This is a genomic window from Cupriavidus sp. FW305-46 (assembly GCF_058787075.1).
In genome coordinates this window covers 28,121-41,675 of the sequence record NZ_JBYSZI010000004.1, presented here as the reverse complement: position 1 = coordinate 41,675, position 13,555 = coordinate 28,121, and the positions used below count along the sequence as shown (strand labels likewise).

The 13,555-nt window shown below is 67.1% G+C and carries 10 protein-coding genes and 1 pseudogene; 3 read left to right on the top strand and 8 right to left on the bottom strand.

Features of this window, described 5'->3' with window-relative positions; translation table 11 throughout:
* Position 1 precedes the first annotated feature (1 nt).
* From AC3WON_RS02915 to AC3WON_RS02895, 5 genes are read right to left on the bottom strand one after another with little or no spacing between them, the layout of a single operon-like run.
* Complete coding sequence (locus AC3WON_RS02915) at positions 2-1,087, bottom strand: hypothetical protein (RefSeq protein ID WP_010811754.1); 1,086 nt, start codon at positions 1,085-1,087, stop codon at positions 2-4.
* 21 nt (positions 1,088-1,108) lie between these two features.
* Positions 1,109-3,187, bottom strand: a complete 2,079-nt coding sequence (locus AC3WON_RS02910; protein ID WP_492351106.1) for a hypothetical protein — start codon at positions 3,185-3,187, stop codon at positions 1,109-1,111.
* 49 nt (positions 3,188-3,236) lie between these two features.
* Positions 3,237-4,535 (bottom strand): hypothetical protein, encoded by a 1,299-nt coding sequence (locus AC3WON_RS02905; protein ID WP_492317785.1) that lies wholly within the window; start codon positions 4,533-4,535, stop codon positions 3,237-3,239.
* Positions 4,536-4,573: 38 nt separating this feature from the next.
* A complete protein-coding gene (locus tag AC3WON_RS02900; RefSeq protein ID WP_136227771.1) occupies positions 4,574-5,650 on the bottom strand; it encodes a serine/threonine-protein kinase in 1,077 nt (358 codons plus the stop codon).
* Positions 5,651-5,686: 36 nt separating this feature from the next.
* Complete coding sequence (locus tag AC3WON_RS02895) at positions 5,687-6,829, bottom strand: hypothetical protein (RefSeq protein WP_492351105.1); 1,143 nt, start codon at positions 6,827-6,829, stop codon at positions 5,687-5,689.
* A gap of 453 nt (positions 6,830-7,282) precedes the next feature.
* Between AC3WON_RS02895 and AC3WON_RS02890 the strand changes: the two genes are divergently transcribed.
* Positions 7,283-7,819, top strand: a complete 537-nt coding sequence (locus AC3WON_RS02890; protein ID WP_492317783.1) for a response regulator transcription factor — start codon at positions 7,283-7,285, stop codon at positions 7,817-7,819.
* A gap of 79 nt (positions 7,820-7,898) precedes the next feature.
* Here the strand turns inward: AC3WON_RS02890 and AC3WON_RS02885 are convergent, their stop codons facing one another.
* From AC3WON_RS02885 to AC3WON_RS02875, 3 genes are all read right to left on the bottom strand, one after another.
* The gene (locus tag AC3WON_RS02885) at positions 7,899-9,767 is read right to left on the bottom strand and encodes a TRAP transporter large permease (protein ID WP_492317782.1); all 1,869 of its coding nucleotides are present in this window, start codon (positions 9,765-9,767) and stop codon (positions 7,899-7,901) included.
* A gap of 62 nt (positions 9,768-9,829) precedes the next feature.
* Positions 9,830-10,849 carry a TRAP transporter substrate-binding protein gene (locus AC3WON_RS02880; protein ID WP_492351104.1) on the bottom strand — a complete coding sequence of 340 codons (1,020 nt, stop codon included), beginning with the start codon at positions 10,847-10,849 and terminating at the stop codon, positions 9,830-9,832.
* Positions 10,850-10,885: 36 nt separating this feature from the next.
* A complete protein-coding gene (locus AC3WON_RS02875) occupies positions 10,886-12,382 on the bottom strand; it encodes a mannitol dehydrogenase family protein (RefSeq protein ID WP_492351103.1) in 1,497 nt (498 codons plus the stop codon).
* Between the two features lie 161 nt (positions 12,383-12,543).
* Here AC3WON_RS02875 and AC3WON_RS02870 point away from each other — a divergent pair, with 161 nt between their 5' ends.
* Both AC3WON_RS02870 and AC3WON_RS02865 read left to right on the top strand, forming a co-directional pair.
* Positions 12,544-13,308: a GntR family transcriptional regulator gene (locus AC3WON_RS02870; RefSeq protein ID WP_492351102.1), complete on the top strand. Its 765-nt coding sequence runs from the start codon at positions 12,544-12,546 to the stop codon at positions 13,306-13,308.
* Between the two features lie 19 nt (positions 13,309-13,327).
* A pseudogene (locus tag AC3WON_RS02865) lies at positions 13,328-13,555 on the top strand (bifunctional D-altronate/D-mannonate dehydratase); the annotation flags it as partial.

The following is a 13,555-nucleotide window of genomic DNA, read 5'->3' as shown; positions in this document are numbered from 1 at the left end:
GTCAGGCCGCAGCCTGCGGCACGCCGAGCACGCTGTTCAGCGCGTGTGTCACGCCGGGGAATCCTCGGCCCTCGGGCGTCATCCGGTACGCGGCGACCCACGCTTCCGCGTGCGCGCCCATGGGCCGCACCACGCTCTGGAACAGGATCGGATCGGTTGCGGTCTTGAAATCATTGTCCGCAACAAACTGCAGGATCCGCCGGCCGCTTTCGGCCATCTTGGCCCGTTGCGAGGGCTCGGCCACCCCGCCGAGATAGCGATTCGAGACGATCTCGACCACATCCCACTTGGTGTTGGCGTCAAAGGCCTTCTTGATGTCGGGCGAATCCAGCAGCTTGAGCACCTGGATCAGGTAATGCCCGGTTTCCATCGCGAGCGCGAAGATATTGCCGTAGGTGGACCGGTCCAGCGCATAGCGCAGGTCGAGTCCGATGCGCTGGATGGTGCCGACGCTGCCGAAGGGACGCTGGTCGATCAGCTGTCCGCCCCGGATGACTTCGCCGATCAGCAGATCGCGGAAGTACTGGCCCATCGCCACCATGAAGCCGACCATCTGGCGATGGAAATTGCGGTTGACCACTGCGCCGGCCGGGGCCTGCGCGGTGCCATAGTTGAAGGCGCGCCGATAGGCCACCATGCGGTCCTGCCGGGTGTAGCGCAGTGGCCGCCATTTTTCGAGCAGATAGAGTCCGCGCGCGCCGGGGCCGCGCTGGATGCGCATCTTCCCCAGGCGGAACAAGCGCAGCAGGGTCTCCACCACCTCAAAGATCTTCATGCGCTCGTGCTGATAGATAAAGTACAGCTCGGCAGCCGCATGCAACTGGCTCGGGATGATTGAATCGTCGAAGTCAGGCTGTACATAGGGATAGCCGATCTTCTCGAAGCCGACTGCCCCCTGCGGACCGAGGCCGAGCAGATCGAAGAAGCCTTCCTCCCCGCTGCCATTGGGTTTGGACAACAGTTCAGAGTAACGCTGCTCGAACTGCGACGCGAAGGCGTCGCGCTGGTCGGGCGGCAGGCTGGCCAGCTGCTCCTGCAGAAAGGTCTCCCACAGGCGCTGAATGGTTTCGGTGGTCTGGAAGTTCATGATGCGCTCCGTCGTCGGGGGTCAGGCCTTGGCAGGGCCGCCGTCGGGACCCGCAGGGCCCGCTCCGGTACCGTCGGCGCCAGTACCTTCGGCGCCGTCGAAGGCATCAGCCGCACCGGGAGTGAGAGGGGCGGGGGCAGCGGCGGGCGGCACGGCGGACGTGCCCGGCGTAAGGAGTCGCCGGCGATTCCGTTCCCCCAACTCGTGCGCGATACGATCGATCGAGCCGTCCGGATGCGGCGGAATCTGCGGGGCGTGCTCGCGATAGTCGCGGTTGCGCCGGTGCCACTCGGGCACGCGCTGCTCGATCATCATCAACGCGCCGCGCTGGTATCCCGGCAGCATTCCGATATTGCCAAAGGTCCCCATATGTGGCGGACTGTGATAGACGGGGGCGAGCGTCGCATCTGCAAGCACATCCGAGGCCGGAATGCAGCCGGATGTCATCTGTTCGACGATGGGCCGCAGTGCGCGCTCGGCCTGCAGCTGGAGCACAAGCTCGCCATGCATCAGCCAGGCGAGCGGTGTTGGTCCTGCCGGCCCTGTCAGATCGAAGTGATCAATGGTGTGCTTGTCCCATACACCCCATTGGGGCGCGGGGATGACCGGATCCTGCAGGGCGGCGAAGCTGACCCCTGCCGGGATCAGCAGTGCGGCCATTTCCGACAGCATTGCGCCCGTCGGGTTGTCGGGATTGGTGATGTCCTTCATCGGTGCAGCGGCATCGAGCCAGACATTGGGGTAACGCAGCGCCAGCGCAAAGATGGCGTGGGCGGCGGCACGCTGTTCCGGCATGCCAAACTCTTCGGTGCCGTTGGCGTAGAGATCGATTGCGCGGTCGAGATCGTGCAGGACGCGGTCAAGCAGGACCTGCAGCTTGAGCGTATCGGGGTCGCAGTCGCAACGGGTGACACAGTCGATGGTCGAAGCAAATCTGCCGCGCAGACTGACCAGATTCATCAGGCGGTGCTCGGCAAAGGTGGTGCCGCTCCCTCCGTAAAGGCCATACATCAGTACGCTGGGACGCGCAATGCGCAGGAGGCGCAGGCCGCCGGAAGCCTGGAAGCCGTCCACGAACAACTGCAGGGCGTCCTGGAACGCCAGCAGCGGTGGCGCGTCGCGGACCGGCAGGTGCAGCGTCACCTGCACGAAGCGCGAGAACCGCCCGAGCATGTTCCATGCGGTCGCGCCGACCCGGCGCAGCCCGTCGCTCGAGCCTCCCGCACACAGCTGGATCATTTCGTCCATCGCACGGGAAAGGTCGGCTTCGTGGAGCAGTGCCCGCAGGTCCGACTGGCCATGCGCTTCGAGACTGGCGTGCAGGCCGCGATAGGCGGCCAGGCCTCGCGGCATCGTGTTCTGGTCCAGCGATTCCTGGGCCACGCCCGACATATTGCGCAGGCACACCAGCACCTGGTCGCGCCGCGCCTGCAGTTCAGAGTAGGGCACGCGCAGTAATGTGCGCCCGCCCTGGAAGCCTGTATTGGCGAGCGCCTCGCCCATCAACACCAGAAGCACCGCAGCCACTTCGTCGAGGCTCTGCCCGAGATTGCGATAGCTTTCGTTCAGCTCGGTGGACAGCGCGCCCACCATCCGCGCCAGCCTGGCATATTCGCCCAGGCGCCGCCGTGCGGCGAAAGCCCGGTCCCGGCTGTAGGGGTCGAGGGACTGGCGTGCCGCCGCGACGCCATCGTCGATGGTGAGGGACAGGGTCTGATGCCACCCCTCCAGCTCTGGCCGGATGTCCTTGGTCAGGTTGCTCGCGATCAGTTGCTGCAGATCCTGCTCCACATCCGCCCGGGCCTGATCCAGATCCAGATTGGTCGCGGTCGCCTCCGGCGCAGCGATGGCCGAGGGCCGTGGAGCCGCGGTATTCAGGAACGGTAGTCCCTGAGCCTCGCCGCCGATACCCTGCGCGCGCGCGTCGGACTGGTAACGGTCCAGCAATGCTCTCGCGATCTGCTGGGCGTCGTTGGGATCTCCGATCTTCAGTTCGCGCCGCAGCAGGGTATCGAAGGCGAGTCGCTGGCTGTTTCCGATGCTCGTGGGTTTGCCGTCGGAGCCGGACGGAACCGGTTGGGGAATCGCGGGATAGGCCATGGTGATCCTCTGTTGCGTTGAACGGCGTGATGCGTGTTGTCGTGCGCGCCTACGACACCAGGTGCAATAGCGCAGGTTGCGGCTCGTACGGCGCTGCGCGCGGGCGTCGCGAGGCCATGCGCGCGCTCAGCTGGCCGATCACGCAGTGCGCGAGGCGCCTCGGCGGGATGCGCCCGTCCACTATCGCGTAGTGCGCGGCGCTCACGAGGTGGCGGGGAGGCAGTCCGGTTTCACGTTCGGACGCAAGCAGCCGCGCGCCTTCGCGAATGGCCGCCTCGTCGTCACGCGAGAAGGGAATGATGTCGGCCAGGGCGCGCTGGGCGAGGTTGCGGCGCGTCTGGAACGCAATCTCGTCGACGACGTCCGGGACGATGCGCGGCACGCTCTGCATCAGCGCGGCGGGTATGCGGTGCCCGGCGGAGGGCTGGTACAGGTTTTGCCAAACCCGTAACAGCCGTGCGGCGTCGCGCGTGAAGCCGAGCCGGCGTAGCATTTCGGCCAGCAGGTAGACACGCAGGTAGGCGGTGGGATGCGCGCCGCCGGGCCGGTAGGTCATGGTGCGCGGCTGGGGGTGCGCGAGGAAATCCGCCATGCCCCAGGCCGCCGCCGGGCCACCGAGCAGGATGGCCGCGAGGTCCGCGAAGATCTCCTTGTGCCAGCGGCCGTAGACGGTGGCGAGAAAGGGATCGCGCGTCTTGCCCATGGTGCGCCTGAGTACGGCCTGGCGGTTCTCCCTCCAGATGCCGAGGTCGGCCTGCAGGTTGTGTGCGACTTCATGCAGGAAGACCGATTGCCATGGCTGGTCTCGGTCCCAGGGTATGCGGATCAGCGGAAAGGGATTGGTCTCGCCGAGCAGCCGCGACAGCGCCACGCCACGGCGCATCGTCGCGGGAGAATAGCCGTGCTCCATGTAGCAGACCGGCTTGAGCAGCGGGCCATCGAAGACGCGCGGCGCGGCGCGTCGAACGGCGCGGTAGCAGTCTTCGGCGATGACGTCGTGCGCGGCGAGCGACGGGCCGAAGCTCGTGCCCCGCTGCGCGAACACTTCGTAGAACATGCCGAACAGCCGCCGCGCGCGGTCAAGTTCGCGCTCGACCAGCGCCACCTCGATCAACACCCGTTGCGCAGGCCTCTGCTGCCAGTCCGGCAGCATCTGATCGAAGCGCGCGCGGATGCGTTGCTCGGCCTGGGCCAGCCGCGCGTTGGCCGTGTCGAAATGTTGCTGCGAAGGCGCATGGGGCATGTCTTGCGGGCGCAGTCCGACAAAGGCGTTGTCGACCCGGGCCAGCCGCGACAGGCGCGCGGACAGGCCGCGAATCTTTGCGCTCAGGAATCGCTGCAGGTTCATGGCCGGCCCCCGTTCCGATCGGTGTCACTGGCGACGATTCATGCGCCACGGACGATGATGGTCACCGGCCCGCGCACATGCATGCGACGGCCGCCGCAGTGTGGGCAGCCGACGCCATGGCCGCCATAGTTGCGGGACTGGGCGCGCGGGCCGGTTGCCGCGACACGGCGCGCTAACGGCGCTATCGTGCGCGCGGCGGCCTGCGCGCCGCGGCCGCGCGGCGTGGCCCGGCGCGCCGCAGGCACCAGCGGCTGCGACAGCTGGCGCGCCGCCTGGGGTCGCCGTGCCACGGCTTGCGCGGTGCGGGTGGCGGTACGCACAGCGGCGCGCGGCGGCAACTGGCGCGCCTGCACTGTGCGTTGCGTGGCGCGCACCGCGCGTGCAACCGCGCGTGCCGCGGGGGCGCCGCTGGTGCGGGTGGCCGTTCGCACCGCCTGGGCCACGCCGCGCACCGCGGCGCGACGCACGGCGGGCGCGGCGCGCGCGACCGAGGGGAGGGCGCGGCGGAGCACCATGCCGGCCAGCACCGGCGCGGCGGCGTCGATCGCATCCTCGTCGAGTCCATCCACCAGTTCGTCGAAGGTCTCATACTCGTCGGCGCCGTCGGCGAGCATGCGCCCGGCCACATTGGCGATGCGCCCGATCAGCTGCGCTTGTGGAAGAGGAATCATGCTGGCGATCGGTCCCACCACACGCGCGGCCTGCCCAATGCCTTGCCCCACGCGGCGCGCGACATTGACCGCGCCGCTCGCCATGCGCCGCAGGCGGCGGAAGAACTCGTCGGCGTCACCGGCTTCCATGGCATCGGCCACGGCGTCCTCCATGCCGTCCAGTTCGTCGTAGGCGGCCTCGTATTCGTCGACGGAGTCGATGCCGTCCACGTCCTCGTAGGTATCGCCCTCGTCCTCGCCTTCGTCATACTGGGTCGCGCCGCCTGCGAGCACGCGGCCGACGAAGTTGTCCTCGCCTTCATCCCATTCGTCGTAGCTGTCGTTGCCCTCGTCGGATTCGTCGTACCCGTCGTCGTGCATCAGGTCCATCGCGCTGCCTCGAGTGGGGCCCTCGGCGGCTTCATCCATCAGCTCGTCCATTACATCGGCCTCGAATCGGTCCATGGTGTGCTCCTTGGTGTGCGGATCAAGTTGATTGGCTCAGCGGGGTGCGACCGTCAGCGTCACAGGTCCGCCGAAGTGGAAGGTCCGGGCTCTTCTCTGCCGGATGGTGCGCACGCCGCGGCCGATGCCTGTGGGGCGGGCCATCGGCGCAGGGGGAGCGGGTTGCGCCAGGCGATCGAGCATGCGGGGATTGGCGACGACGCGGCGCGCGGCCTGGGGCAGCCCACGGCGCAGCGCCCGTGCGGCCTGGTTCGGCGGTTGCTGGCGTTGGCGTGCGACGCGGGTGGCGGCGCGCGCCAGCGGTGCCAGGGCGCGTGTGGCCCCGGGTCCGCCTGCGCGCACCAGTTCGCGTGCCGCGCTGGCGACGCCGCGCACGAGTTGCCGCCGGCCCGCGGCCGATAGTTGCGCCACATTTGACAGGCCGAGTCCGCGCGCGGCGGCGCGCGTGGCGAGCGCCACCGCTGCGGGCAGGGCCTCGTCGATGCCGTCGTTGGCATAGAGATCGATCATCGCGTCCATGCCTTGGCTCGCGCTGGCCTGCGAGGCGAGCAGTTGGCTGATCTGCGCGAGCATGTCCTGCGTGCCGCCGCCAAGGGTGCCGAAGGTGCCCGCCTGCCGGCGCGCCTGGCGCGCCGCGTGGCTGACGTCCCCGGCAAGGCGGCCAGCGGTTTGCAGGCCGCGCGCAAGGTTCGGCGTGCCCAGCATGCGCGCAAGGGCGGCCGCCGCGTTGGCGGTGGGGGAAGCAGCCTGCGCCACCCGGCCCACCTGTCCCGCCACGCGGCCCGCCCTTCGTGCGACGCCCTGCATGCGTCCGGCCTGGCGGCTTATCACCCCGGCCGCGCGGCCGAGGCCGCCCAGCAGGCGGCCGAGAAATTCGTCGTCGTCGGCGGCGTCGAGGCCGTCGGCTACTTCTTCCTCGAAGGCGTTCCATACGGCCATCTGGTCGATGTGGTCGCCGATGTCGGTGTCTTGCGCGGCCGCCATATCGGCCGAATCTGTCTCGTCCGTGAAAGCATCGTCGCCCCCGTCCTGGTCAAACGGGGACGCGGTCCGCGCGAAGCCCGATTGCAGCCCGGCATGATCGGCGGCGTCGTCGGCCGTGTCGCCGTAGTCCGTGCTACTGGCGTATTCGTCCACGCCGAGGTCTTCCATCAGGTCATTGTCGAATTGGTCGCTCATCGCATGCCTCCACGCGGCCGTGTGTCATGCCGCTGTCATGGCCACTCTAGATGCGGCGAGGTGCCCGCCGCATCGCCCGATGCCTCTGGCACGGCGGGATTCGCGCGACCGGCCGGGCGCGACAGGACCGGCGCATCGGGGTACGGCACAACGGGCCCGCAAGGCGGGGCGTGCCGACTTGCCGTAGCCGGAATGGGGTAGCCTGCTTGCGCTCTCGCTTTTTCCTTGCAAAGTCACCGGCCATATGCCAAAACAAAGAAGTTTCGAGCGGCCTGTGTCAGGGACAAGTGCAGCGGGGGCACTGCAGCATGACTCAGGGAACGCAGCTTGTCAGCGCGCATGGATACGAATGCGGACTCGAAGCCGGCAGTTGAGCTGTGCCGTCATGCGGGCATCCGGCGTGCCGTTCGCTCGTCGTCGTGTTGCCAGGCGGAACGACAAGAAGGAAAAACCATGCTTCACAGATTCCGCCGGGGCGCGCTGCTGGCACCGTACAGCGCATTAGGGGATTTGCCCACGGCCGGGTACGGGGCGGCGGCAATCCGGTCGGGCAGTTGGGGGAGAGAGGTCTGCGAGGTCGAACTGGGCGGCCGGCGATGTCGGTTGCTGCAGGTAGGCGGCCTGCGTGCGCCACGCGGGGGGGCGTACGGGGAAGGCGAGATTACCCAGTTCGAGTTCGAGGGGAACTATTACGCCCTGATCGCTGATCCGGTGGCCGTGCCGGCGGCCGCGCCGCTGCCGGCCGGCGAGCCGCGTCCCGCCGTCCCCGATGTGCGAAGCGTGTTGACCGTGCGCGAACTGCAGATCGTGCAACTCGTCTGCATGGGCTATTTGACTAAGCAGATCGCGGGCCGGCTTCATATCAGCGAATTTACCGTCCGCTCGTATCTCAAGACGATCTACTGCAAACTCGGCGTCCGTTCGCGCGCGGCGATGGTGTTCTGCTATATGCAGGCATGCGCTGGAGGCGCGGACGGCGCCCAAACCTGACAGCGGTCCGGTATCGGCTAACCGGAAGGGACGACACGATTTTTCAGGCAGACATCGAGGGGTGCACGAAAGACTGCATTCACAGGAACCCGATCGAGAACCAAGGCACCAGCGTCAGCAGCAGCAAGGCCACCAGCAGCGCCGCCATGTGCGGCCAGACCCGCGGCATGGCCACGTCAGGCGAAACCCGCCCGATGGCGCAGGCCGCGTAGAAGCCGACGCCGAACGGTGGCGCAAACAGGCCCAGGCCCATGGCGAAGATCACCACCATGGCGTAGTGGACTTCATGCACGCCGACGATCTTTGCGATCGGGAACAGCAGCGGGCCGAACAGCACGATGGCCGGGATGCCTTCAAGCAGGCTGCCGAGCAGGACGAATGCCAGCGCCGACACCAGCAGGAATCCGGTCTTGCCGCCCGGCACGGCGGACATGATCTTCACCAGGTCGTCGGCAAAGCCCGATTGCGTCAGTGCCCACGCCATGGTGGTGGCGCAGCCGACGATCAGCAGGATCGCGCCGGACAGCGCAGCGGTATCGACCAGCATCGGGTAGATGCTGCGCCAGTGGAAGCGCCGGTAGACGAAGATGCCGGCGAGCACTGCGTAGAAGATGCCGATGGTGGACACTTCGGTCGCGGTGGCCACGCCTTCCACTACCGCGGTGCGGATGATCACGGGCAAGGCCAGGGCCGGCAGGGCCACCAGCAGCGATTTCACGATCACGGCGCGCGTAGGGCGTACCACCGTGCTCATGTCTTCCTTGCGCGCCTGGAACCAGACCACGCAGGCCATCATGACCAGGCCCACCGCCGCCGGCATCAGGCCGCCGATGAAGAGCGAGGTGATCGACACGCCGGTGACCGATCCCACCGTGATCAGCACGATGCTGGGCGGGATCGTTTCGGACATCGCGCCGGACGCCGACAACAATCCGATCAGGTCGCCGTCCCTGGCGCCGCGCTGCTTCATTTCCGGGAACAGCGCGGGCGCGACCGCGGCCATGTCGGCTGCCTTTGCGCCGGAGATGCCGGACACGATATACATGGCGCCGAGCAGCACGTACTGCAGGCCGCCGCGTACATGCCCGATCAGGTTGGCGAGGAAGCTGATCATTGCGCGCGCCAGTCCGGTCATCTCGATCAACGCGCCCAGGAAGACAAAGAGCGGCACGGCGAGCAGGATCAGGTGCGACATGCCTTCCTGCATGCGGTTCGGGACGATCGACAGCGGGGTCGTGGTGGTGAAGGCCAGGTAGCACATGGTGGCCAGGCCGAAGGCAAAGGCGATCGGCACGCCAATGGCGACGCATGCCACCAGCATCAGCAGGAAGAAGATCACCAGGTTGATGTTGCCGAGTTCTGCCAGCACCGGGGACAAGGCCCACAATATTGCCCCGATCACGCCCACCGCCACGCCGCTGACGAGAACCCGCTTCCAGTCGGCCTGCGCGACCAGCCGGATGACGGCCGTCGCCAGCATCAGCAGCGCGCCGGCGAGCACCGCCGCGGAGCGATAGCCTTCACTGATCTCCAGCGTTGGCGACGAGACCTCGATGTGTTCACTCAGGTGCTCGTAGGCCGGCCAGACCAGCATCAGCAGGAACGCCACTACCAGCCACATGCCGAAGGCATCGAGCCACGCGCGCCTGGCCGGTGCCAGGTCCTTGATGAAGGTGGTCAGCTGCATGTGCGCGCTGCGCTGCAGCGCAATGATGGCGCCCAGCATTGCCAGCCAGAGGAACAGCATGCTGGCCAGTTCATCGGTCCAGGGGATGGGCGCATGCAGGACATAGCGCGCGAACGCACCACCGCCCAGGATGGCGATCTCGGCAAGCACGATCAGCGCGGCCGGAATCTCCACGACCCAGCGCATGGCGCGGCCCCAGAAGGCAAGGGCGGCGCCTGGTTCCTGCGGTGCGGCAGCGAAGGTTTCGGCAGTGTGCTCCATCGTCGTGTCTCCATGCGGCACGCGCTGAGGCGCGGCTTCTCGTTCAGTGTGGTGGTATGGCGTCAGGCCAGGCGGCCCGCGTATTTCTCGAGCCTGGCCCAGGCTTCGTCGCCGTACTTCTTCTTCCACTCGGTGTAGAAGCCGGCGCTTTGCAGCAACTGGCGGAAAGGCGTGGGATCGGGCCGGTTCAGCGTGATGCCCAGCTTGCCCAGTTCCGCTTGCGCATCGACATTCAGCCTGGCGATGTCTTCACGCTGGCGCAGCGCCGCGCTGTTGAAATGGTTGGCGATGGTCGCCTGCACTTCCTTCGGCAGCGCCTGGAATTTCCTGGCGTTGCCGAAGATGAAGTGGCCATCCCAGGTATGCGCGGTGAGCGAGCAGAACTTCTGGACTTCATAGAGCTTGGCGCTGCGGATCAGGGCGAGCGGGTTTTCCTGGCCGTCCACCACTCGCGTCTGCAGCGCGGAGTAGAGCTCGCCGAACGGAATGGCGGTCGGCGAGGCGCCAAGCGCCTTGAACATCGAGATCCAGAGCGGGATGCCGGGCACGCGGATCTTGAAGCCCTTCAGGTCCGCAGGGGTCTGAACCGGCCGGCTGGCCGAGGTGATATTGCGGTAGCCGTTGTCCAGGCACTTGTCGAACACGTGCAGGTTGACCTTGCCCAGCGCTGCCCGCACGTGCGCCCCGACGTCGCCATCCATGGCCGCCCAGACCGTGGCGTAGTCCTTGAAGGCAAAGGCGACGCCGTTGATGCCGGCGGTCGGCACCAGCGTCTGCAGGTTGGTGCCGGCAGTGGACATGAAATCCATGGCTCCGGCGCGGGTCTGCGAGATCATGTCGGGCTCGCTGCCCAACTGGCTGGCGGGATACACCTGGAGATCCACCTTGCCGCTGGTGTCCTTGCGGATGGCCTCTGCCGCTTCCTTGATGCGCAGTGTGCCCGGGTGGTCCGCAGGAAACGCCGTGCCGTATTTGAGCCGGATGCTGGCGCCCTGGGCAAAGCCGTGACGTACCGGCAATGCGAGCGCGAGACTGCCGGCGGCCAAGGCGCCGAACTGGCGGCGTGTCAGGGAGAAGGTCATGGTGATGTGTGCTCCTGTATCGAAAGATCTGGCGCCTTATTGGCGCGGCGGCATGGACAGCAATGCCGCCGCGCCGCGGTTTGCCAGTACCGCCAGGTAAGCGGCAAGGCGGGCGGCAAGGGGCGCAGGCCACGGCGTGGTGCCAAAGACGGCGGCATGGCCGAGCGCCTGGCGCACGGCATCGGCGTCGCAGCCTGCGCTGCGCAGGCGCTCGGCCAATGCGCCGGCGCCGGGGTCGCTGATCGCAAGTACCTCGCCGTGGTCGCTGCGGCCGGTTCGCAGGTAATGCAGCCACATCGCCAGCGCACGCTCAAGGAATTGCCGTTCGACGCCCGCGCTGCAGCTTTCGCGCAAGGCGGGCAGCCAGCGCACGGGGATCTTCTGCGTGCCATCCGTCGCGATCTGCGCGGTCAGGTGGGCGAGGGCGGTATTCTCGAAGCGATGCAGCAGGTCGCGACAGTAGCGGTCGACGTCATAGCCTGGCGGCGCCGCAACGGTGGCGCGCAAGTCTTGCATCACGCCCCGCGCGAATGCGGCGGCAGCGGGATTCGCCATGACGTCTGCGATGCTGGCAAATCCTCCAAGCTGACCGGCATAGGCCATTGCCGAATGGGTGCCGTTGAGCAGGCGCAGCTTCATCGCCTGGTAAGGCCGGACATCGGTCGTCAGCAGCGCGCCACCGGCTTCCCATGCGGGCCGTGGCCCCGCAAAACGGTCTTCGATGACCCATTGCGTGAAGGGCTCGCACACGACGGCGGCTTCGTCGCGCACGCCGAGCAGCCGGCTGGCCAGGTCGAGCGATGCTGTGCTGGCGGCCGGCACGATCCGGTCGACCATCGAATTGGGCAGTGCGATCTCGTCCTCGATGCGCCGTGCCAGGTCTGGATCGGACAGCGCCGCGAACTGTGCAAGCAGCCGACGCAAGGTGTCGCCGTTGCCCGCCATGTTGTCGCAGCACACCACGCTGAGCGGGGCGCCGCGCGGCCGGCGGCGTATGCCCGCCGCAAGGATGCCGAGGGTGCTGCGGGGGCGCTCCGGGTTGGCCAGGTCGTGGCGGATGTCTTCATCGCCGAGGTCGAGCCCGGTCGTGGACGGATGCTGGCTGTAGCCTTTCTCGGTCACGGTGCTGGTGACGACGGTGACGGCCGGGTCAGCGATGGCGTCGATCACCTGCTGCAGGGCCTGCGGCGCATACAGCGATGCAACCACGGCACCGACGATCCGTGTGTGGCTGGCATCGCCATGGCGCTCGGTGACCGAATAGAGATGGTCCTGGGCTTGCAGCGTGTTGCCCGTGGCGGGGCTGCGCAAGCTGACGCCGATGATTCCCCACCGGGTATCGCCCTGCGCCAGGGCGGCTTCGGTGTACAGCGCCTGGTGGGCGCGGTGGAATGCACCCAGACCCAGATGCACGATGCCCCGGCCCAGGCCGGAGCGATCGTAGCGAGGACGCTCGACCCCGGCACGCACCTTGAGAAGGGCTTCTTGTGAGAGGCGCTGATGGCGTGCTGCCGTGGCGGAAATGGGCTGCATATCGACAAAGGATCACATCTCTATGTTTACTGCCATGGTAGTGCGGCGGTTTTGTGCACTGTAGCGTCGAGTAACTGGCGAATCCATGCGGGTTTACGCCGAACCATGGGGAAAACGTCGACGTGCTACCATGGCAGTAACACACAAATAACCGACCCCAAATGCGCGCCTCCCGTATCTCGCTTGTTCGCGAAAATTCCCAGGAAGCCTTCAATGCCGAAGAGGTCCTGGCCCGTGCACTGGCTGGATTCCAGCTGGAAAAGGACCGTTCCTACACCGCCCAGGTCCATGCGATGCTGCAGCGAGCCATCGTGCGCGGCACGCTGCCCCCGCGCATGGCGCTGTCGGAGGCGGCGATCTCCCAGGCGATCGAAGTCAGCCGCACGCCGGTGCGTGAAGCGCTGGCCATGCTGGCCGACGAGCAGCTGGTGCAGATCTACCGGCAGGTCGGCACCATCGTCGCGCCGGTGCGCACTTCGCTGATCGAAGAGGGGCGCTTCGTGCGCTGCACGCTGGAGTGCGCCAATCACGTGCAACTGGCGCTGTCCATCACGAGCGAGCAACTGGCGGAATTCGGCAGCATCGTCGAGCGCCAGCGCGCCGCCGTCGCCAGCAACCAGACCGATTTGTTCTCGGAGCTGGATGAACTGATGCACCGCAGGCTGTTCGAGTTTGCGGGCAGGCACAACGTGTGGGCCATGCTCGAGCCCATCAAGCGGCATTTCGACCGGGTGCGCTGGCTGCTGCTGGGCCGGGTGGCCGACCACGCCAGCCGCGCGCTGCAGGAGCACGAGCAGATGCTGGCGCAGATGGCGGCGCGCGATGTCGCGGGCCTCGGGGCCAGCGTCGCTGCGCACATCAACCACATCACCGAGCATCTCCAGGCGTTGCGCAAGCAGGCGCCGGAGAGCTATTTCACTGACTGACCTCGCGGGGGAACGCGACTTGAAGATCGAATCTGTACAGACCATTGTCACCTGTCCGGGACGCAACTTTGTCACCGTCAAGGTGATGACGGATGAAGGCGTCCATGGCCTGGGCGATGCCACGCTCAACGGACGGGAACTGGCGGTCCAGGCCTATCTGGACGAGCACGTGATCCCGTGCCTGATCGGGCGCGATCCCCGCAACATCGAAGACATCTGGCAATACCTGTATCGCGGCGCCTACTGG